Below are 19015 nucleotides of genomic sequence, written 5' to 3'. Positions count from 1 at the left end.
GTGTGAAAGCGTGTAGACGGATCCGAGCGTAACGGCGCGGGCCGGGCAAGTCAAAATCGAGGCTCGGCAACGACGCCCACGTTTTTCGACAACGGCTGCGCCATCGGCAACTTTGCCGTCATCATCATCCCCCGCCCTCATGACCACCTTCATATGGATTGGAATCCTGATTTGTCTGACCCAGTCGGCCATGCTCTCCGGGCTGAATCTGGCCTATTTTTCCGTGAGCAAGCTTCATCTGGAGATGGAGTCCTCCCGGGGCAACGTGCATGCCCGGCGGGTGCTGACCCTGCGTCGGGACGCCAACTTGCTGTTGGTGACCATCCTCTGGTCCAACGTGGGAGTGAACGTCCTGTTAGCCCTGCTGTCCGGGTCCGTGCTCGCCGGAGTGGCCGCGTTTTTGTTTTCCACCGTGCTGATCACCATTTGCGGGGAGATCATGCCCCAGGCCTATTTTTCCCGGAACGCGCTGCGGATGGGGGCCCTGCTGGCCCCGGTGATCCGGATTTACCAGATCGTCCTCTACCCAGTGACCAAGCCCACGGCCGTGCTTCTGGACAAATGGCTGGGCCCCGAGGGGATCGGTTTCTTTCGGGAACGGGACCTGCGGGAACTGATCAAAATGCATATGGAGTCGCCTTCCACGGAGATCGACAAGGTGGAGGGCAAGGGCAGCCTGAACTTCCTGGCCCTGGACGACCTGCCCGTGGCCGCGGAGGGCGAGAGCGCGGACCCGCGAAGCATCCTGACCATGAAGTTCGAGCAGGACAGACCCGTCTTTCCCCTTATCAGGCCGTCCAGCACGGACCCGTTTCTCAATCTCGTGCAAAGCTCCGGAAAAACCTGGGTGATCCTCGTGGACCAGGAGGGAGAGCCGCGCTACGCCGTGAACGTGGCCTCCTTTTTGCGGGAGGCCTTTTTCGATCCGGACAATTTCAACCCCATGGCCCACTGCCACCGGCCGATCATCGTCCGCGACCCCATGACCAGCCTGGGGGCCGTGATTCCACGCCTGAAGGTCCTGCCGGAACGAACGGACGACGACGTAATCGACAACGACATCATCCTCTATTGGGGCGAGGAAAAGCACGTGATCACCGGCTCGGACATTCTCGGTCGGCTGCTGCGGGGGATCGTCCGGGAGGAGTCGAAGGTGGTGCAAGGGTAAAAGACGCGGGTACAGGGGGCGGTACCGCGGGAAGCGTTCGGTCTCCGGCGCAAAAAAAATGCGGGGATGAAACACCCCGCATTCTTTTATCAACTTCGTACGCTTTCGGTGCGGCTATTCTTTAGTTTTCCTGGAGCAATCGCAAGAAGGGGCTGGAAGGCGTCAGGATGACCTGGGTGTTTTCACCTATGGTCTTTTTATAGGCTTCCAGGGTGCGCAGGTACTCGTAGAAATCAGGGGCCTGATTCAGGGCTTCCCCGAAAACCTTGATGGCTTGGGCGTCGCCTTCACCACGAAGGTGCTGGGAAGTACGGTTGGCCTGGGCAATAAGGACGACCCGCTCCCGGTCGGCCAGAGAGCGGATGTTGGCCGCGGTTTCCTCGCCCTCGGCGCGGTAGGTCTTGGCCTCTCGTTCGCGTTCGGCGATCATTCGGTTGAACACCGCCCGTTGGGTTTCCGCCGGCAGGTCCGTGCGCTTGATCCGCACGTCAATGACCTCAATACCATATTCCTGGATCAACTCGTTGCTCTTGATGGTCAGCTCTTCCATGATCTGAGAACGTTTGGTGGTGACCACCTCGGTCAGGGTGTGCTGACCGAGCAGGACACGCAGTTCGGCGTAGACGACGTCATCCAGCCGGGCCTGGCCCATGGGCAGGGTGCGCAGGGTGGTGTAGAATCGCAAGGGATCGATGATCCGCCACTTGGTGTAGTTGTCCACCATCATGTTCTTTTTGTCCCTGGTCAGGATTTCCGCCGGGCGGGAATCATAATCCAGGATTCGGGAGTCGAAGAAAAGGACGTTTTGGACAAAGGGCAGTTTGAAGTGCAGCCCTGGTTCCTTGGTCTCACTCACGGGCTTTCCAAGCTGGAGCACGATAGCCCGTTCCGTTTCGTCTACGATGTAAGCACTTTGTGTGACCACCAGAAAGCCGATGAACAGGGCGACCAAAATCACCGGAAGGGTCAATGTGGGAGTTTTCATTGTGCTCGACCTCCTCGTACGGACGGCGCGGTTCCGGCTTGGGCCGGTTGTCTGGCCTGTTGCGAGGCGGCTTCCGGAGCGTCAAGCCGTTGCGCCCCGGGGGTCATGGCGCCGAGCGGTAGGTAAGGAAGTACTTGGCTCAGCGCGTTGTCCGAGATGAAGGTCTTCATAAGTTCGGGATTGCTTAAAACCTCTTCCATGGTTTCGAGATAGAGTCGGGTCCTGGTGACATCCGGGGCTTGATTGTATTCCGCGAGCATGGACAGGAAGCGTTGGGCCTCACCTTCCGCCCGTCGAACCACGGCTTCCTTGTGGGCTTCAGCCTGGTTGATGATCACGGCGGCTTCACCTCGGGCACGAGGGACGATGTCGTTGCGGTAGGCTTCGGCCTGGTTCTGGATGCGGACGGCGTCTTCCCTGGCGCGGACAACGTCGCGGAAGGAATCGATGACCGGTTCCGGCGGTTGGACGTCCTGGAGCTGGACGGCTAATATCTGGATTCCGGACTCGTAGCGGTCCATGATATTTTGCATCAAAGCCCGAGTTTCGTCCTGAATGGCCGGTTTGCCGTCAGTCAGGGCGGCATCCAGCTTATTGTAGCCGATGACCTCGCGCATGGCCGCCTCCGCGGCGCTTTTCACCGATGCGTCGGGCATTTGGATATTGAACAGGAATTTGACCGGATCATTGAGTTGATATTGGACGATGAATTGAACGTCCACGATGTTTTCATCACCGGTGAGCATGTGCGACTCTTCCGGGACGATCCGGTACTGAGGCTCCCCGCCCATTGCCGAAGGAGCCTGAATGGTGCGGTAGCCGATTTCAAAGCGCCGGACCTGCGTCACCTTGGGAGTCTGCACGGACTCGAAGGGGAAGGGGATGCGGAAGTGCGGCCCTGGATCGGTTATGCGGTTATAGGCACCGAATCGTTGGACGACACCCACTTCGTCGGGATTGACGATGTAGATCCCCGAGGCAAGCCACAGCAGAAGAAGCACTAACACGACGATCTTGCCGCCACCGGGCAGCTTGATGTTCTTCAGCTTGTTCAACTGCTCGTTGAGTTGCGCGAGATCCGGGGCCCCGGGAGGCCCGTTCCTTTTCCGTTTGTCTTGGAGTTTGTCCCAGTCCCAGTTCATGGTTGTCAACCTAAAGCAACCCTGATTTGAGGTCAAGGCGAGGTTTTTGAGGACCAAGTGGTCAAAGGCTCAGGCTGTCCGGACTTGGCTTGAAGCGAAAATCCGCCTAAAGGTCATTTGCTCCGGCAGTAATCCGTTGAACCGTGAACCATTGAACTTTTCCGAGGAGCTGAGGTGATGCTGATCAAACGGGAAATATTTCGAGCCTACGACATCCGTGGTGTCGTGGATCGTGATTTCGACGAGGCGTGGGTGGAAGTGTTGGGAAAGGCGTGCGGGACGTTTTTCCTCAGGAGAGGCCAGCATCAGGCCGTTGTCGGTCACGATTGCCGACACAGCTCTCCCGGTTATCAAACCGCGATGATTAAAGGACTCCTGTCTACGGGCGTGGACGTGCTGTTTATCAACATGGTTCCCACGCCGCTGTTTTACTACGCGGTAAAGAAGTTCAACCGCCAGGCAGGGGTGATGATCACGGCCAGCCATAATCCGCCTGAATTCAACGGGTTCAAAGTCTGGTCCGGAGCGGGAACGATTCATTCCGAGGATGTCCGGGAAGTTTATGAAATCATGGCTCGCGGCGAGTTCAGCTCCGGGCAGGGGATCGCTTCCGAGCATGATGTGGTTCCGGCGTACCTGGAGGAACTTTCCGCCCAGGTCCAACTCCCAGCCCCGGTCCGGGTCGTCGTGGACGGAGGCAACGGGGCCGGTGGGGAGATTTGCGCCGAACTGCTGCGCCGGATCGGCGCGGACGTGGTGGAATTGTACTGCGAGCCGGACGGGAATTTTCCGAATCATCATCCGGACCCGACCCGTGACGAAAACAACGATGATCTCAGGGCCAAGGTTCTGGAAGTCGGGGCCCAGGCGGGCATCGGGCTGGACGGTGACGCGGACCGGATCGGGGCCTTGGACGAACAGGGCCGGATGATTTACGGCGACCGTCTCCTGGCCGTCTTTGCCCGTCACGTGCTCCAGGATCGGCCCGGGGCTACCGTGATCGGCGAGGTAAAATGCTCGCACCTGATGTTTCAGGACATCGCCGATCATGGCGGCAAGCCGATTATGGGACAGACCGGCCATTCTCTGATCAAAGCCAAGATGCAGGAAACCGGGGCGGCTCTGGCCGGAGAGATGAGCGGGCATATGTTTTTCGCGGACAGATATTACGGGTTCGACGACGCGTTGTACGCCGCGATGCGTCTGGTGGAGATCATCGGCCAAAATCCGGCCAAGCCGCTGAGCACCTATCTCGATGAATGGCCGCCCATCTTCTCCACTCCTGAAATCCGTATGGATTGTCCCGAAGAAATCAAGTTTCAAATCGTGGAGCGGGCCCAGGCCTTTTTCCGGGATCGTTTCGACGTGGTGGACGTGGACGGCGCGCGCATCGTATTTCCCGACGGCTGGGGGCTGCTGCGCGCTTCCAACACCCAACCCATCCTGGTCTTGCGTTTCGAGGCTGAATCCGAGGCTCGCTTGAAGGAAATCCGCGCTCTGGTGGAAGAGCCCCTGGAGCGATGGATCGCCGAGTTGGGCGGGTGAGGCCAGCGTGAGCCGCTTGGGTTCACTGCTTCTTGAACTTCAAGATTTCAGCCGCGAGGTCCTGAGATGCCGTTCGGAGTAAAACGAAATGCCGCGCCCTGGGAGGGGCTGTTGCGGGCTTTAGGCATGATCTTCGTGTTCATGGGCGTGATCTGGCTGTTCTGGAACCACAACCAGCGCACCATTGAGATGCTGGATGCACATCAAGTGGTCGTGGATCACGGCGGCATGCTGACCGATGCGCAAAAACAATCCGTTCGCGATTTGTCTCGGGCCCTGAAATCGTCATTCGGGCTGGATTTGCGGCTGGTGGTGTCCGCGGACGGGTTGACGCCGCCGTCGGTGGACGCCAAGACCATCCATATCGGCCTTGATCCCGAAGGCGAGACCTTTCAGGTGGTCTTGCCGCCCATTGTGGAACGAGCTCTGGGGCAGGGGTTTACCAGGTACTTGCGCGAGGAGCATTTCGTCCCATACTGGGCGAGCGGCAATTGGCAACGCGGGCTGGGAGAGGCGCTGAGCTTGATTTGGAACGCCCTGAACAGCCCGGAGGACGAATTGGGCGAATATCATCATGGCGCGGACGATCGCCCTCAGGGGAGCGGTTCGTACCGGGGCGTCGTGCGCGACGAGACCCTTCAATGAGTGAGGATAAAGTGACGAGAATATATACCGACGGCGCGTGCCTGGGAAATCCCGGACCGGGAGGATGGGGCGCGGTGGTGCTCGCTGACCGGGAACGCCGGGAGTTGTCGGGCGGCTACGGATTGACCACCAACAACCGGATGGAGATGCTGGCCGTGATTGAGGCCTTGAGCCTTCTGCGGGACCGGTCGGTGGTGGAACTCTATACGGATTCCAAATACATTCATGACGCCGTTGAAAAAGGGTGGTTGGCCAAGTGGAAACGCAACGGCTGGCGGACCGCGGACAAGAAGGCGGTCAAGAACCAGGACCTTTGGCTGCGTATGGATGCCTTGCTTCAGACGCATGACGTAAGTTTTCACTGGGTTCGCGGCCATTCTGGAAACCCGGAAAACGAGTGTTGCGATAGACTGGCCAGTGCCGCCGCGCAAGGGAAAAATCTGTCCAAGGACGCCGGGTACGTACGATAGCGTCGCGGCGCTGGGCAACAAAAAAGGCGTCCCGGTTCGGGACGCCTTTTTTGCGTGATTCGGTTCGGAAAACTATTTCAATCCGAGTTGTTCCTTGATGTAGGGGATGTCCACGTTGTTGCTGACCACCTGGGCGCCTTGCTGGATCTTGACCAAGTCGCGCAGTTTCAGGCGGGAGAGAATGGCGTCCATCTTCTTGGACATGGTGAAGGTGTCGTCGCGGACGATGATGATCGGGATTCCCTTGACCTCGGCCCGGGTCAGGATGATATCGTTGGGATAGATGTTTCCGGTCAGGATCAGACACGGGCATTCCCCTTCCAGGGCCACCAACTGAACGTCGGAGCGGTCGCCGCCCATGATGATGGCGGTGTTTTTGTTCTTGCGGAAGTGGGTCATGAAGTTTTCGACCTGCATACTGCCGATCAGGAAATTCTCCACGACGCGGTCGGCCTTGTCCTTGGCCGTGACCACTCGTCCACCGAGCCGTTGGGCCAGTTCGCCCACCTGGACCGCGCCGAGCAGCGGATCCCGGGGCAAAATGCCGAGGACCTTCACTCCGCTGCGCTCCAGGAAAGGCGTCAGCCGGTTTTTGACCTCGTCCATGTAGTCCGCGGGAATGTCGTTGAGAATCGTTCCGATAAATTGATCGCCCAGGGCGTCCTTGAGCACCACCAGGTAGTCGTAGTTCAGTTCCTTGGAGCAGCGGTCGATGACGATGGATTTGATGCCCAGGGTGCGTACGACTTCCACGGCGTCCACGTTGCAGTATTTGCCGGAATACATGCTCCCGGAGCCGGCGACGATGGTTACGTCCTTGCCCTTGCTGACGGCTTCGTAGCTGCGTTTGATGTCGCCCATCAGGTCGTGGGTCAGGCCGCCGAAGGCCTTGGTCTTGAACTCCTCGGTGACCAGTACGGGGGTGACGACTTCGGGGTCTTCCTTCAGTCCCAGCACGTCCTGAACAAAGAACGCGTCTTCGTCTCCCATTTTGCCGTCTTTTTCCACGGGTACGGCGCCCACAGGCTTGATGTAGCCGACGTTCAGGCCGTCTTTTTGAAATTTGAGACCAAGCCCCATGGCTATCAGGTTTTTTCCTGAATAGCCTGACGTCGAGCCCACATAAATACCGACCATAGGATGCCTCCTTGCGTACGTTCGTAATCGTGTAGGAAGATGATGCCTAGCGTGAAATGCCGAAAGATGTTTTTAGATGTTCGGCGAAGAAGGCGTACACTACGCCTGCCCACGAGCAATCGCAATATTTTTCGAGAAAGTCTCCTTCAACCTAGATAAAAGGCGCGTTCTTCTCGACGAAAGGTTTTGAAAGGCTCAATGAGCGGGCTTGAGGTGCAAGAGGGTGACGCGGTTCGAAGCTCTTGACCGGGCATTTTTTTCCTTGATAGCGGGAGTCAGGAGTCAGGAGTCAGGAGTCAGGAGTCAGGAGTCAGAAGGCGGAAGACAGGCTCTGAGCTGAACGCTGAAAAGGGGGGCAAAGGAGGTCGGGTGCGTTGATGGAAAGAGACGGTTGGGATTGCGACATTTTTCATTCACGACTGAGAGGTGAAAATGGATGACATTGAGCAGGTGCAGGCGCGTATTCGGTATGCGTTTGGTGATGTCAAATTATTGAACGAGGCCCTGACGCACAGTTCTTATGCAAACGAGTCGCCCGGAAGAGGCCAGAGCAACGAGCGTCTGGAGTTTCTGGGGGACGCGGTTCTGGAGCTGTGCATTACCGAGGAATTGTATGTTCGCTATCCGGAGGCCAACGAGGGCCAGTTGACTACGTTCCGGGCCATGCTGGTGAATGAAGGTGTTTTAGCGGGGTTGAGCCGGAAGCTGAAGATCGACCGAGTCCTTTTGCTGGGGCGTGGTGAAGAGAACCAGGGAGGGCGACAGCGTCAATCGCTGCTCAGCGACGCCTTTGAGGCGCTTCTTGGAGCGATTTTTCTGGATGGGGGATATGCGGTGGCCAAGCAGTGGGCTCTGGAGCGGTTCGTCGGACTGTGGCCCAGGCAGATGGAATTGCCCGTGGAAAAGGATCACAAGACAAAGCTCCAGGAGTTGACCCAGCAACATTGCCGGGACCGTCCGGTATATGTTTTGGAGGGAAGTTCAGGGCCGGAGCACGAGCGAACGTTTCATATCCTGCTTAAATTGCCCACTGGCGAGGAGTTTCGGGATTCGGGCAGCAGCGTCAAAAAGGCCGAGCAGAATGCCGCCCGCCAAGCCATGGTATTCCTCAAACAAGGTGACCCCGTGTCATGAGCGTCACTTCAGCCCCCGAGACGCACGTCTCGGGGGCTGAAGTTTTTCAGGAGGTCAGCGATGTCAAGGGATTCCAATTCGCCGATGCGGCTCAAGCGGTTGCTCGTGGTTAGCCGCTGATGAGCTGCATGGCCATCCGAGGCAGGGAGTTGGCCTGGGCCAGCATGGCCACCGCCGCCTGGGTGATGATCTGATTGCGGACGAACTCGGTCATCTCCAGGGCCACGTCCGCGTCGGAAATCCGGGATTCCGCGGCCTGCAGGTTTTCGGCCTGGATGGACAGGTTGGTGATGGTGTTGGCCAGGCGATTCTGCAAGGCACCAAGACTGGCGCGAATATTGTCCTTGGAAAGGATGGCGTTTTCCAGGGCGTCCAGGGCAAGCTGAGCTCCTTCTTGGGTGGAGATGGAGTATCCAGCCCTTCCTTCAAGGGTGGAAGAGCTTTGAAAATCTCGGTTTGCCGCATTGCCGACCCCGAGAGCTGATGCCGTGGAATTACCGATGGCAATGTAGTAGTAGTCCTCGGCGCTGTTGTTGGATGGCCCGAAGTGGATTTTCAAAGGACCACTGGAAATGAGTCCTCGTCCGTTATGGGTGTCACCCCACTCCGCCGGGTTTCCGGAGCCTGTGGAAAGATTGCCGTTCAACAGATAAATTCCATTGAACTTCGTGGCATTGGCGATTCGGGTGATTTCCGAGGCCATGGCCTGATATTCCGAGTCGATGATCAGACGCTGGTCGGAGTTGTAGGTGCCGGTGGCCGCCTGGGTGGCCAGTTCCTTCATCCTGATCAGCTTCTCGTCGATGACGGCCAGGGCGCCGTCCGCGGTCTGGATCATGGAAATGGCGTCGTTGGCGTTGCGAATGCCTTGGCGCATGGAGGAAATCTCCGCTCGCATCAGTTCACGGATGGCCAGCCCGGCGGCGTCGTCCGCGGCGCTGTTGATGCGCAATCCCGAAGAAAGCCGCTCCGTGGACGTCCCGAGTCTGCCGTAGGCTGCGGACAGATTCCTGGCGGCGTTCTGTGCCATTAAATTGTTGTTGATTGTCAGAGACATAGCTGAACCTCCTAAAAGGGTGACATCGTGATGTCTAGCTTTTAGCAAGGGGAGTGCCAACTATGTTTAGTTGTTTTTTTTCTGAGTGTTATATTTTTATGTTGTGAGCTAAGAGCTCTTCTTGCGACATGTTTGCGCTAACGGTTTGTTTTTCTTGCCAGCGCTCATGATAAAGGTGGGAGTTGTAATTTTTACTGTTTTATTTTAGATTGTTAGGTTGTTTTTTGTGCTTCCGGCGGTTATCACTTCCTAGGGGTCTTCCCGTGTCATTGTCATGACAATAGGCTGAAAATCTTGCATGCCGGGAAGAACTCTCTTGATCCCATGTCGCTTTTGAGTCTTGTCGAGAGCCCGCTAAAGATTTTCGGGCAATGGCCGATAAGAAAGGTAAAGGGAAGATGGTGTTTTTGGCGCCCCGGTTGACTGGACAGCCTCTTTCCGACCTTTGAGGATATAATGTGAGGATACAGCCATGCGTGTGGATAATACTCTTGAGACTCGGTCATATGTGCCGGGCGACCTTGGCGTTGCACATGTGTTGAACGTGCCTGAAAGCGACAAGCTCGGCGCACTCAACCATGACAAGGGTCGCGATGAGCAGAAGGGCGATGATGCTCGCCGGAAAGGAAGAAGCGCCTTGATGGAGGCCATGGATGTGGCTGAAGAGCATCTGAAGGGAACCGGACTGAATGTTCGCCTGAAGGTCGCGGACAAGAGCGAGCGGCTTCAGGTGGAGGTGTTTGATCCGAAAACCAAGGAAGTCCTGCGGCGTTTTCCTCCGGATGAAATTATTCGGCTGGCCGAGTCCATTGAGGAAATGGCCGGCTTGATCGTGGACAGATCGCTTTAGGGCGTCCATTTGAAACTTGGTGCCGGTGAAGGCTCGAACGTCGATTTCGTGTTGCTTCGACCTTTCGGACTGGACGGTTCTTCCTTGTAGGGACTCCGGGAATAGGATAAGGAAAAATCCATGCCCGGAATCGACCTGCATACTCATTCAACGGCCTCGGACGGCACCCTGTCGCCCACGGAATTGATTCAGGCGGCAAAGAACGCTGATCTGGAAGCCATTGCCCTGACCGACCACGACACCACCGGCGGTCTCAAGGAGGCCGCCGCCGCGGCCGAAGCCGTGGGAGTGGAATTTATTCCCGGGTGCGAGTTGAGCGTGGTTTCCCAGAACGGCAACATGCATATCCTGGGCTACTGGATCCCCGTCGGACCCAGCAAGCTGAGCGAGACGTTGCGCTTTTTGCGGGACCGTCGGCATGAGCGCAACCATCTGATCATGGCCAAGCTTAAGGCCCTGGGCATGGATATTTCCTACGACGACGTTCTGGCCGTATCCGGCGGGGATGCCGTGGGCCGTCCGCACATTGCCCAGGTTATGCATGCCAAGGGCTACGTTCGAGAGCTGAGCGACGCCTTCAAGGACTACCTCGGCTCCGAGGGCAAAGCCTACGTTCCCAAGGAAAAACTTGGTCCCCGCCGGGCCATCGAACTCTTGAAATCCGTGGGCGCGACCGTGGTGCTGGCCCATCCGTTCCTGCTCGGGCTGAAGGGGGCGGATCTGCGCGGCGTGTTGAAGCAGCTCAAGGAATTTGGACTGGACGGCATTGAGGCCATCTATACGCTGCACCGGCCGGATCAGACACGGCTTTATCTCGATATTGCGCGGGACATGGACTTTCTGGTCACCGGCGGTTCCGACTTCCATGGCGCGGTCAAGCCGAATGTTCGGCTGGGCACTGGTTTCGGCGAGTTGTGTGTCCCCGCTTCCCTGCTGGCGACCATGAAGGAACACCGAGTCAAGCTGGGTCTGCCCGTTTAGCGGTCGTTCAGTTCCCGTCCTCTGTCCGGTCATCACCCCGTCTGCATTTGGGCACGGAAACTTTTTCCGGTACATTGTTCTTGCGGCTTCCTGACAATCCTTCCTCCTAGCATCCATGTCATCATCCCCGTTCCGTCCGGAACTGTTGGCCCCCGCGGGGAACCTCTCCAAGCTAAAGGTCGCGCTGCGTTACGGCGCGGACGCCGTTTACCTGGGCGGTCCGACCCTGAACCTCCGGGCCGGTGCCGGAGGCTTTGGCCAAGAGGTCTTGGCCCAGGCAGTGGAACTTGCCCGGATCGCAGACGTTCGGGTTTATTATTGTCTGAACGCTTTTCCTCTGGAGGCCGACCTGGATTCGGTCCGGAACACTCTGGAAATGCTTGGCTGTATGCCCCACGACAGCCGCGTTGACGGACTGATCGTGGCCGACCCCGGGGTTTTCGCCCTGGCCCGGAAGTTTTTGCCGGACATGCCCCTGCACGTCAGCACCCAGGCCAATACCGGCAACAGTGCGGCTGTAGGGTTCTGGCGGGATTTGGGGGCCAAGCGCGTCAATCTGGCCAGGGAGCTGACCCTGAAGGATATTCGCGGTGTACGGCGGGCCGTGTCCGAGAGAGCACCGGGCATGGAGCTGGAAATGTTCGTGCACGGAGCCATGTGTCTGGCCCTGTCCGGACGCTGCTCCCTCAGCGCCCACCTGAACGCCCGTTCGGCGAACAAGGGCGGCTGCACCCAGCCCTGCCGTTTCGCTTACAGGCCGCGCGCACTGGCTTTGACCGTGGAAGAGCAGCTTCGGCCCGGAGATGTCTTGTGGGAAGTGCTGGAGGGGGAGGACTTCACGGCTTTTTTCAGCCCCCGTGATCTGTGTCTGGTCAAATATTTGCCCTGGCTCCAACGCAACGGCGTCAATGCCCTGAAGATCGAGGGCCGGATGCGTTCCGCGGCGTATGTTGCGCTGACCTGCGACGTGTACCGTACGGCTTTGGAGGATTTGGGCCGAGGGAGTTATAGCCCGGACCGTTACCTGCGAGAACTCGGGGCCGCGTTGCACCGGCCCATGGATTCGGGCTTTTTCCTGCCCGGCGCTCCGGCCATGACGGCCAAGCGTTGGGAGTGCGGCGGCGACATGACCATGGTCGGACATTTGCTACGGCAGGATGGACCCGGACGCTGGACGACGCAGGTTCTGGATCGTTGGGAAGCGACCGGCCCCGTGGAACTGGTGCTGCCGGGCCTGCGCCGACCGGTGCTGCGGTCCGGAGAGTATGGTCTGGAGAATGAGCGGGGGGAAACGATGCGCTTGGCACATCCCGGACAACGGGTGGTGCTGCGCTGTGAGCATCCGGAATGCGGTTCGGATATCTTTCTGCGCCAGACCCAGAATCAACCCAGAAAACAGCCGCGATGACGTTTGAGCCTGCGGATTCGGACTTTATCAACACGCAGGTATAATGGTCGCGATCAACTTGTGGCCATCTGCTCCAGACCTGTTTTATTCAACAACTTGATGGTCCGGCCCTGAACCGCGATCAATCCGGTTTCCGACATTTTTTTCAGGGTCCGGGAAAGGGTTTCGGGAGTGGTGCCCAGCAAGGTGGCCAACTGGCCTTTGGTCACGTCCAACTCCACCTGGTCCGCGTGCGTCAGTTCCTCGCCGGCATGCAGCAGGTAGGCGGCCAGTCTGGCGGGACTTTCCTTGAGGGACAAACTTTCCACCAGCTTGGTCAACTGTCGCAGCCGCCTGGACAGATCGGCCAGCATGATCATGGCCAGGTTCGGGTCGTTGGCCAGGAGGCGGCGGATGGCCCGTCTCGGGAAAAAAAGCGTGCGGGTTTCCCGCAGAGCGTCCGCGTTGGCCGGGTAGGCGCCGCCGGAATAGACCGGCACTTCGGCAAAAATTTCACCCGGTCCGACAAAGTGGAGCACCTGCTCCTTGCCCTCGAAGGACATTTTATAGATCTTCACCTGTCCGGAAACGACGAGAAAAAAGCCCGCGGCGTCATCGCCTTCCGAAAAGATCAGATCACCGGGACGATAGGTTATGGGCTCGGCAATTCTGGCCAAAGCCTGAATCTGGCTCTCGGGAAGTCCTTGGAAAACCGGGCTTTGGCTGAGCAATGAGGCGGTGTCGTCAGGCATGGCGCTTATCCCCTTGATGTTCATGAAGCCGACTGTTCCGCGCCGACGAAGCGGACTCCGTATTTTTTCAGAAAGCGGATTGGATTGTAGGAGAGTTTGGCTTTGCGCAGGCCCTCGTCGTCCAGGTCCTGCTCCCTGTTGACATATTCGAATCCGCTCGCCGCGTCGGCCAGGAACAGGTTGTTGATGGCCTGGTAGACGCCCTTGAACCTCGTATTGCCCTTTTCGAAGTGAATGACCACGGTGTCGGCGGTCAACGCTTCGGCTACGGTATACGCGACGATCTCGCCTTCCACCTCCAAAGCCCCGCCCATTAGTCCCGGAATCCGGTCCCACTCCTTGAGCACGCGCTCGATGGCCGTGTTTTCGGCTTCCAAAGCGTCGGAATCGACGCATTCCTTCCAGGTGCACCAGTTGGACTGCATCTCCAGCACCCGTTCCACGCAGTCCATGTCCAGGGGATGGTAGACGGCTCGGTAGTTGCGCTGAAACTGGTGGAGCAGATTTTTTTTCTTGTGAAAGCGATTGCCCTTGAGCTCAATCAGTTCCGGGATGGAATAGACATAGTCCCACTGCCCTCGTGCCTCGCTCGAAATCATCTTTTCATCGAACGTCTTGCGCCATATTTCCGTCAGTTCCTCGGGAACGCGATGAAAAGAGGCGTTGGCCAGACGCGGCCAGAGGGCGGCCCAGTCCACGTCGTTCCAGGGTCCCACGGGGGCCCAGAGCAACGGCTCCGGGTTTTGTTGGCGCAGCCAGACGAGATTTTCGTCAAACCACCATTCCAGGCCGTATTCCTCGGCCCATCCGAAAATATTGGCAAAACTGAGGTCCGACGTTTTTTGCGGACAGCGGTCCAGGAGAGCCAGGTAGCGCTCCTGGGCTTGCAATGTGATCTGCTGAAATTCAAGCGGCATGGTGGACTCGGGTTTTTGTTTCGTCATGAGCATGTTGGCGGTTATGGTTTGGAGCGGTCGGCTGAAAGAGCGATAACGTCGAAGTTGGGCGCGTTGCGGTTTCGCGTGTCAGGGTGTCCATTCCTGGGGCCGGATATCCGTGCCGAGGGTGGCGACCAGAGCGGCGACCACCAGGCGATGGATTGTCCGGGCCGCTTCGGGAGCGATTGTTTCCAGTTCCAGAAACGCCTTCGGGGTAAGCAGAGCGATTTGTGCGGCGGACTCGGCTTGGTAGCCGTGGGGAGAACGCCAGGGGCCGTAGGCGGCGGGTTCGCTGAAAAAGGTGCCCGGTCCCAGAGTCCGCAACGTGCTGCTGCTTCCCGAAGCGTCCGTAATTCGCTCCAGGACCGCGCCTTGGCGCACGAACATCATTCCCGGACCAAGATCGCCTTGGTTGAGGAGCGTTTGGCCCGGCGCGAAGTTTCGAGATTCGAGGTATGGGCCGATCGTGTCGAGCAGGTTTTCGATTCGTTCCTGACGGTCCAATTCAGACAACAGATCGTCCGCCACGGTGTCGAAGAGTTCGTCCCGGTCGCGCTTGGCCTGATCCGATTGTTCGGTCATGGCGGCGTGAGCGGAGTGGATGATGTCGTCCTCGCACCATTCCAACGCCGCGTTGGCGTCGGGAAAGATTCTGTATGACCGGGTCAGTTCCTCCCCGCCGATTTGCCTGAGCAGGTCCGTGAACAGGTCCGGCGGGGCGGCGAGAAGGAAGGCGACGTTCCGGGAGGACATTCGTTGAGCCAAGCGGACGAAATTGTTGACAGCGGAGACGTCGAACCCGGAAACATCCCGGAAATCAACGAGAATGGAGTGCGTGGCGTCATCGTGCAATGCTTGCATGACGGACGTGGTCAAGGAGTTTACCGAGCCGAAAAAGAGAAAACCGTTGAGTTTGAACAGGCGAGCGCCGTGCCCATGAACGCTCAACAGGTGCTGGTGAGGAATCGGCCGGGACTTGCGGCTGCGGGTCCGGGCGACCGTGGAGTCGGCCGTGATGGCCGGGATGCGGCTGATTTTTGCCGTGAACAGGGCCACCGTGGCCAAAAGGCCCAGCAAGACGCCATGGAGGTAGCCGAAAACGCCGATGGACGCGAAGACGGCGAGCACCACGGCGTAGTCCGCCCGCGGCATCCGCTTTCGGGTATCCACGATCCAGTCGGATATAAAGAACAATCCGATCAGGAGCAGGAAGCCGCCCAGAAGAGCTTTGGGAAAAATGGTCAGGACCTGCCCGCCGAAGAGCAGCGTCCCGGTCAGGACCAGCGCTGCGGTCAGTCCGACGATGCGTGTATCCGCGCCGGTTTTGAAACCGAGCATGGACAGGCTTAACGCGCTGTACCCGGCATGGGATCCCGTCAGGGCGGCCAGGGCGTTGCCCCCGCTGCTGACCAGCAGCTCCCGATTCAGGTCTAGATCGCGACGGGCGGCCAACTCGATGCCTCCGGTGTTCAACAACAGACCGAGTAAGGCGATGAACGGGATGACGGCCAAGGTGGGAATTTCCCGGACAAGCGCGGCCCACTGGACATGTTGCAGATCCATCGGGGCGAATGGAGGCCAGATATTGGTCGAGGAGAAGGACGCGAACAACAGTCCGAGTTCCCGGGCTTGGGCCATGTCCAGGCCGAGGAGCGGGAGGGCCGCATGGTAGAGAACCAAGGCGACGACCATGGAGCCGGGGAGGATCAGAAAGTGAGACCAGCGGCGCAGGCCAAAGAACAGCAGCCCGGCGTAGACGATCCCAGGCGTCCAGAACGGGAGGATGTCTCGGGACAACAAGGACGGCAGGGCATTCCACGACAGGGAGATTCCGGTCATTACCTCCAGGCTGCCCTTGGTCAGCAGCCATCCGGTCCCGGCGAGAAAGCCGGCCACCACCGGGTAAGGGATGAACCGAACGTAGTCGGCCAGCCTTTTTTTCGCGGCCAGGAAGAAAAAGGCGGCCGTGGCCAGGGTGGAAAGCATCAGGGCCGCCACCACGGTGATGAAGGCCTCTTCCGTGTGTCCCGCGCCCAAGGTGGCGGCGATCCCCGCCGCCGCTCCGGTAAATATGGCCACCGGAGCATCTTGCGGCAGGTTGACGTTGGGACGAAAACCGCTGAACAGGGCCGTTACCGTGAGCAGCACCGCGCCCCCGGCCAGAGTCAACCCCATGCCGCGCTGGGCGTGGGATTCCAATGGGCCGGAAAAGATCATCGCGGCCAAGGAAATTTGGATCACGATCGCCATCAGGCTGATGACCAGCCCGATGCTGATGCCGGCCAGGGCCTTGGGCGATCCCAGGTCAGTTAGAATATCCCTTGGTAAGAACGATGGTTTGGCCATTGGATGCGACGTAAAGAGGTTGTGGGCTGAGGAGTGCGGTCTTTGGCTTGAAAAACTCGTTAGAGCCGCATGAACGTGTAATTAGGCCCGAATCACGGATTGCGCAAGGCTGCGCCTGGTGGATCATCACGGCGTGGTTTTCGAGTCTCCATTCTTCCCCTTGCTAAATCCACGGCGATCACTATAGTATTGTTTCCCTTTCGGGGGCGCCCTGGTTTCGACGGGGATGATGAAACCACGGCTGCAGGCCGAGGTGCTGCGAGGCCTCGTAAAACACGCAGCAGGCATTCAACTGCCAACGATCACGAATACGCCCTGGCTGCTTAAGACAGCCAGCGTTTCTCCGGCCCATCGCCTGGTAAGCCGATAGAAGCGACGACACTTCAGGCTGGCGTTGATTCCTTTGTTCGTCGGGAGTCAAAGCGAGACACAGACGAACTGGCCGCGGGGGCCGCCCGGACAGGGGCACTCCCCAAGGCGAGAACTTAAACCTGTCCTAAGCCTGTAGACGTCGCTGGCGGACCGTTCTCGGACGGGGGTTCGATTCCCCCCGCCTCCACCATCTCACCAAAAGCCAACCCATCACTCCGCGTCATGCGGGGGGATGGGTTTTCTTTTTTCCGTGAAATTACCAGCTGGTTAGCAGTCCGTTGAAAATCCCAAGTGCTGCGTCGCTGCAAAAGTTCAAATTAATAAATTACAAAATTTCTGTTCCTGCGTTTGTTGAAATTTGGATGACAAAAAGCCTGTCTGTTATTCGACAGGCTTTTTTATGGAGAATTGTGTTTGTTTACATGAGTATCAGTTGTCTTCGTGGAAAAATGCGTATGTTGAGCATATTAATATTTGATGAGTTAGCGTGCATTACGAACATATCGTATAAAATGATATTTATAAGCCATTTCATGGCGCATACTGCCATTGCTGAAATCAACGACCCATGCAGAACCATTTTTATATGGCGCAGATGACCAATAACCTTCATTTCTTACAACCATCATGGATTTACAAGCTGAATTGTAAAGATTGATTAATTCTCCTTTGCTTGGCAGTCTCCAGTCAGAATGACCACCAATTTTAATATCAGCAGTATGCATTGCACGAGTCCATTCACCAGCAGATAGACCTTGTTGCCACATAAGCCCTATATTGTTGTCCGTCACGGTTCCATCTCCGTTGTCCACGCACTGCTCGGCAAAAGATGTGGAAGCGATAAACAGCATTGCCAGACAGAAAGTGAGCGTTACTGCCGCTGTTCCAAAGATATTCCTGGACATTGTTTTCATAATAATTCCCTTTTATTGGTTAATAGATTTTTCGTACACTATTTGAGTATTCCAAAAAATCCGAAATAAAAAAATTCTCAACAACTCACCACCTTTCGTTCTACATTTTTTCTCAGAACTTCCCCCCTTATTCGTTTAGTTGTGATTGCTTTAAAAGCATCTCTAGCACATTTTATGCCATAATAGAAACAATATAATTTCAATGTTTTGTCGAAAACACCAATTCGCTTCGACAACATTGGTTGCGCAAGATTTGTTGGCAGTGACAACTTCTCCGATCTTCTTGCAATACAAATTGATGGCATATATGCTGTCACCATGATTTCCATGGTGATTGACACGAATGTTTTCGTGGCGGGTTTGCGTTCGGCACGGGGCGCTTCGCGTGAGGTGTTGCGACGTGCGTTGACGGGGCGTTATGAGCCTTTGTTCGGCAACGCGCTGTGGCTTGAGTATCGCGTTTTGCTGGATCGCCCGGTGCGGGGCGACGCAATTTCGGCGACGGAGCGTCTTGAAGTTTTGGCGGCTCTGGCGCAACGCGGCCGTTGGGTCACAATTTATTACGGCTGGCGGCCAAGCTTGCCGGACGAGGCCGACAATCACCTGATCGAGTTGGCCTTGGCGGCTAATGCCGAGGCGATTGTTACGCATAATATGCGGGATGTTGGCTGTGCCGAGTTGCACCTCGGCTCGCCGCGCATCCTGGCGCCCGCGCAATGTTTGGAGGAATGGCCATGAGCAGTACATTGACGATCCGTTTGCCCGACGATACGGCGCAGCGCCTGAAGGCGCTTGCCAAGAGCCGTGGCTTGAGCACGAACAAGCTGATTGAGGAGTTGAGCGCGCATGCGCTGGCGGCCTGGGATACGGAAAACCATTTTCGGGCCTTGGCGGCGACGGGTGATGTGAACCGGGCGCTGGAGATTCTGGAGCGGCTGGACGCCGAGGATAATCAGGCGGGTGCATAGCGCGCCTGCCTCGCCGGCCCGCCCGCCGCGACTTGCCTGCCGACAAGCACCAACGCGCCTCGTGTTGTCAAAATATTAAATTACAAGACCTGACCCCGAACATGCCCGCGGACGCCAACAAGAAACGCAGGCTCTTCGACGTTGGACGTGGAATTGGCAATTCTCCCCTGTGGTACTATCTGTATTCGGAGTGAGTGGTTTTCGATCCCTGTTTTCCAGGAGAT

General features: G+C 57.6%; 18 protein-coding genes and 1 other RNA gene. 11 read left to right on the top strand and 8 right to left on the bottom strand.

Annotated features, from left to right (window positions below):
* The first annotated feature begins 139 nt into the window (after positions 1-139).
* A complete protein-coding gene (locus AC559A_RS10120; RefSeq protein ID WP_498817832.1) occupies positions 140-1168 on the top strand; it encodes a DUF21 domain-containing protein in 1029 nt (342 codons plus the stop codon).
* Between the two features lie 121 nt (positions 1169-1289).
* Here AC559A_RS10120 and hflC read toward each other — a convergent pair whose 3' ends face one another.
* Positions 1290-2153: a protease modulator HflC gene (gene hflC / locus AC559A_RS10115; protein WP_028571941.1), complete on the bottom strand. Its 864-nt coding sequence runs from the start codon at positions 2151-2153 to the stop codon at positions 1290-1292.
* Positions 2150-3295 carry an FtsH protease activity modulator HflK gene (gene hflK, locus AC559A_RS10110; RefSeq protein WP_051434474.1) on the bottom strand — a complete coding sequence of 382 codons (1146 nt, stop codon included), beginning with the start codon at positions 3293-3295 and terminating at the stop codon, positions 2150-2152. Before hflK ends, hflC begins: the two co-directional genes overlap by 4 nt.
* Positions 3296-3472: 177 nt before the next feature.
* Between hflK and AC559A_RS10105 the strand changes: the two genes are divergently transcribed.
* From AC559A_RS10105 to rnhA, 3 genes are all read left to right on the top strand, one after another.
* Complete coding sequence (locus AC559A_RS10105) at positions 3473-4840, top strand: phosphomannomutase/phosphoglucomutase (RefSeq protein WP_035261504.1); 1368 nt, start codon at positions 3473-3475, stop codon at positions 4838-4840.
* Positions 4841-4906: 66 nt separating this feature from the next.
* Entirely contained in the window at positions 4907-5485 is a 579-nt protein-coding gene (locus AC559A_RS10100; protein ID WP_498817831.1) for a TPM domain-containing protein, read from the top strand.
* Complete coding sequence (rnhA, locus tag AC559A_RS10095; protein ID WP_028571939.1) at positions 5482-5955, top strand: ribonuclease HI; 474 nt, start codon at positions 5482-5484, stop codon at positions 5953-5955. Before AC559A_RS10100 ends, rnhA begins: the two co-directional genes overlap by 4 nt.
* A gap of 72 nt (positions 5956-6027) precedes the next feature.
* Here rnhA and AC559A_RS10090 read toward each other — a convergent pair whose 3' ends face one another.
* A complete protein-coding gene (locus AC559A_RS10090) occupies positions 6028-7092 on the bottom strand; it encodes a phosphotransacetylase family protein (RefSeq protein WP_028571938.1) in 1065 nt (354 codons plus the stop codon).
* 432 nt (positions 7093-7524) lie between these two features.
* Here AC559A_RS10090 and rnc point away from each other — a divergent pair, with 432 nt between their 5' ends.
* On the top strand, positions 7525-8226 hold the full coding sequence (gene rnc / locus AC559A_RS10085) for a ribonuclease III (RefSeq protein ID WP_498817830.1): 702 nt from the start codon (positions 7525-7527) through the stop codon (positions 8224-8226).
* A gap of 109 nt (positions 8227-8335) precedes the next feature.
* Here rnc and AC559A_RS10080 read toward each other — a convergent pair whose 3' ends face one another.
* Positions 8336-9283: a flagellin N-terminal helical domain-containing protein gene (locus AC559A_RS10080; RefSeq protein WP_498817829.1), complete on the bottom strand. Its 948-nt coding sequence runs from the start codon at positions 9281-9283 to the stop codon at positions 8336-8338.
* Between the two features lie 535 nt (positions 9284-9818).
* Between AC559A_RS10080 and AC559A_RS10075 the strand changes: the two genes are divergently transcribed.
* The 3 genes from AC559A_RS10075 (at position 9819) to AC559A_RS10065 (ending at position 12522) form a co-directional block, all read left to right on the top strand.
* Entirely contained in the window at positions 9819-10133 is a 315-nt protein-coding gene (locus tag AC559A_RS10075; RefSeq protein WP_169732606.1) for a flagellar protein FlaG, read from the top strand.
* Between the two features lie 120 nt (positions 10134-10253).
* Positions 10254-11114: a PHP domain-containing protein gene (locus tag AC559A_RS10070; protein WP_028571934.1), complete on the top strand. Its 861-nt coding sequence runs from the start codon at positions 10254-10256 to the stop codon at positions 11112-11114.
* Positions 11115-11229: 115 nt separating this feature from the next.
* Complete coding sequence (locus tag AC559A_RS10065; protein WP_498817828.1) at positions 11230-12522, top strand: peptidase U32 family protein; 1293 nt, start codon at positions 11230-11232, stop codon at positions 12520-12522.
* A 53-nt stretch (positions 12523-12575) separates the two neighbouring features.
* Here AC559A_RS10065 and AC559A_RS10060 read toward each other — a convergent pair whose 3' ends face one another.
* The 3 genes from AC559A_RS10060 to AC559A_RS10050 form a co-directional block, all read right to left on the bottom strand.
* The gene (locus AC559A_RS10060) at positions 12576-13253 is read right to left on the bottom strand and encodes a Crp/Fnr family transcriptional regulator (protein ID WP_498817827.1); all 678 of its coding nucleotides are present in this window, start codon (positions 13251-13253) and stop codon (positions 12576-12578) included.
* Positions 13254-13273: 20 nt separating this feature from the next.
* Positions 13274-14170, bottom strand: coding sequence for a DUF2156 domain-containing protein (locus AC559A_RS10055; protein WP_028571931.1), 897 nt, complete (start codon positions 14168-14170; stop codon positions 13274-13276).
* Positions 14171-14278: 108 nt separating this feature from the next.
* Entirely contained in the window at positions 14279-16537 is a 2259-nt protein-coding gene (locus AC559A_RS10050; protein ID WP_498817826.1) for an SLC26A/SulP transporter family protein, read from the bottom strand.
* 202 nt (positions 16538-16739) lie between these two features.
* Here AC559A_RS10050 and ssrA point away from each other — a divergent pair.
* Positions 16740-17099, top strand: a transfer-messenger RNA (tmRNA) gene (ssrA, locus tag AC559A_RS10045).
* A 292-nt stretch (positions 17100-17391) separates the two neighbouring features.
* On the opposite strand, the gene AC559A_RS10040 is transcribed toward ssrA, so the two are convergent.
* On the bottom strand, positions 17392-17823 hold the full coding sequence (locus AC559A_RS10040) for an Lcl C-terminal domain-containing protein (protein WP_498817825.1): 432 nt from the start codon (positions 17821-17823) through the stop codon (positions 17392-17394).
* 207 nt (positions 17824-18030) lie between these two features.
* Between AC559A_RS10040 and AC559A_RS10035 the strand changes: the two genes are divergently transcribed.
* Positions 18031-18561 (top strand): putative toxin-antitoxin system toxin component, PIN family, encoded by a 531-nt coding sequence (locus AC559A_RS10035; protein ID WP_498817824.1) that lies wholly within the window; start codon positions 18031-18033, stop codon positions 18559-18561.
* On the top strand, positions 18558-18791 hold the full coding sequence (locus tag AC559A_RS10030; protein ID WP_211239042.1) for a ribbon-helix-helix protein, CopG family: 234 nt from the start codon (positions 18558-18560) through the stop codon (positions 18789-18791). Before AC559A_RS10035 ends, AC559A_RS10030 begins: the two co-directional genes overlap by 4 nt.
* Positions 18792-19015: the final 224 nt, after the last annotated feature.

The sequence above is a fragment of the Desulfonatronum zhilinae genome (genome assembly GCF_900182865.1).
GTDB lineage: Bacteria > Desulfobacterota > Desulfovibrionia > Desulfovibrionales > Desulfonatronaceae > Desulfonatronum > Desulfonatronum lacustre.
This window is presented reverse-complemented; position numbering and strand designations above follow the sequence as displayed.

Excerpts from the sequence above, each read along its gene's own strand:
- AC559A_RS10120 (WP_498817832.1), top strand. The coding sequence starts at position 140 with ATGACCACCTTCATATGGATTGGAATCCTGATTTGTCTGACCCAGTCG.
- hflC (WP_028571941.1), bottom strand. The coding sequence starts at position 2,153 with ATGAAAACTCCCACATTGACCCTTCCGGTGATTTTGGTCGCCCTGTTC.
- hflK (WP_051434474.1), bottom strand. The coding sequence starts at position 3,295 with ATGAACTGGGACTGGGACAAACTCCAAGACAAACGGAAAAGGAACGGG.
- AC559A_RS10105 (WP_035261504.1), top strand. The coding sequence starts at position 3,473 with ATGCTGATCAAACGGGAAATATTTCGAGCCTACGACATCCGTGGTGTC.
- AC559A_RS10100 (WP_498817831.1), top strand. The coding sequence starts at position 4,907 with ATGCCGTTCGGAGTAAAACGAAATGCCGCGCCCTGGGAGGGGCTGTTG.
- rnhA (WP_028571939.1), top strand. The coding sequence starts at position 5,482 with ATGAGTGAGGATAAAGTGACGAGAATATATACCGACGGCGCGTGCCTG.
- AC559A_RS10090 (WP_028571938.1), bottom strand. The coding sequence starts at position 7,092 with ATGGTCGGTATTTATGTGGGCTCGACGTCAGGCTATTCAGGAAAAAAC.
- rnc (WP_498817830.1), top strand. The coding sequence starts at position 7,525 with ATGGATGACATTGAGCAGGTGCAGGCGCGTATTCGGTATGCGTTTGGT.
- AC559A_RS10080 (WP_498817829.1), bottom strand. The coding sequence starts at position 9,283 with ATGTCTCTGACAATCAACAACAATTTAATGGCACAGAACGCCGCCAGG.
- AC559A_RS10070 (WP_028571934.1), top strand. The coding sequence starts at position 10,254 with ATGCCCGGAATCGACCTGCATACTCATTCAACGGCCTCGGACGGCACC.
- AC559A_RS10065 (WP_498817828.1), top strand. The coding sequence starts at position 11,230 with ATGTCATCATCCCCGTTCCGTCCGGAACTGTTGGCCCCCGCGGGGAAC.
- AC559A_RS10060 (WP_498817827.1), bottom strand. The coding sequence starts at position 13,253 with ATGCCTGACGACACCGCCTCATTGCTCAGCCAAAGCCCGGTTTTCCAA.
- AC559A_RS10055 (WP_028571931.1), bottom strand. The coding sequence starts at position 14,170 with ATGCCGCTTGAATTTCAGCAGATCACATTGCAAGCCCAGGAGCGCTAC.
- AC559A_RS10050 (WP_498817826.1), bottom strand. The coding sequence starts at position 16,537 with ATGGCCAAACCATCGTTCTTACCAAGGGATATTCTAACTGACCTGGGA.
- AC559A_RS10040 (WP_498817825.1), bottom strand. The coding sequence starts at position 17,823 with ATGAAAACAATGTCCAGGAATATCTTTGGAACAGCGGCAGTAACGCTC.
- AC559A_RS10030 (WP_211239042.1), top strand. The coding sequence starts at position 18,558 with ATGAGCAGTACATTGACGATCCGTTTGCCCGACGATACGGCGCAGCGC.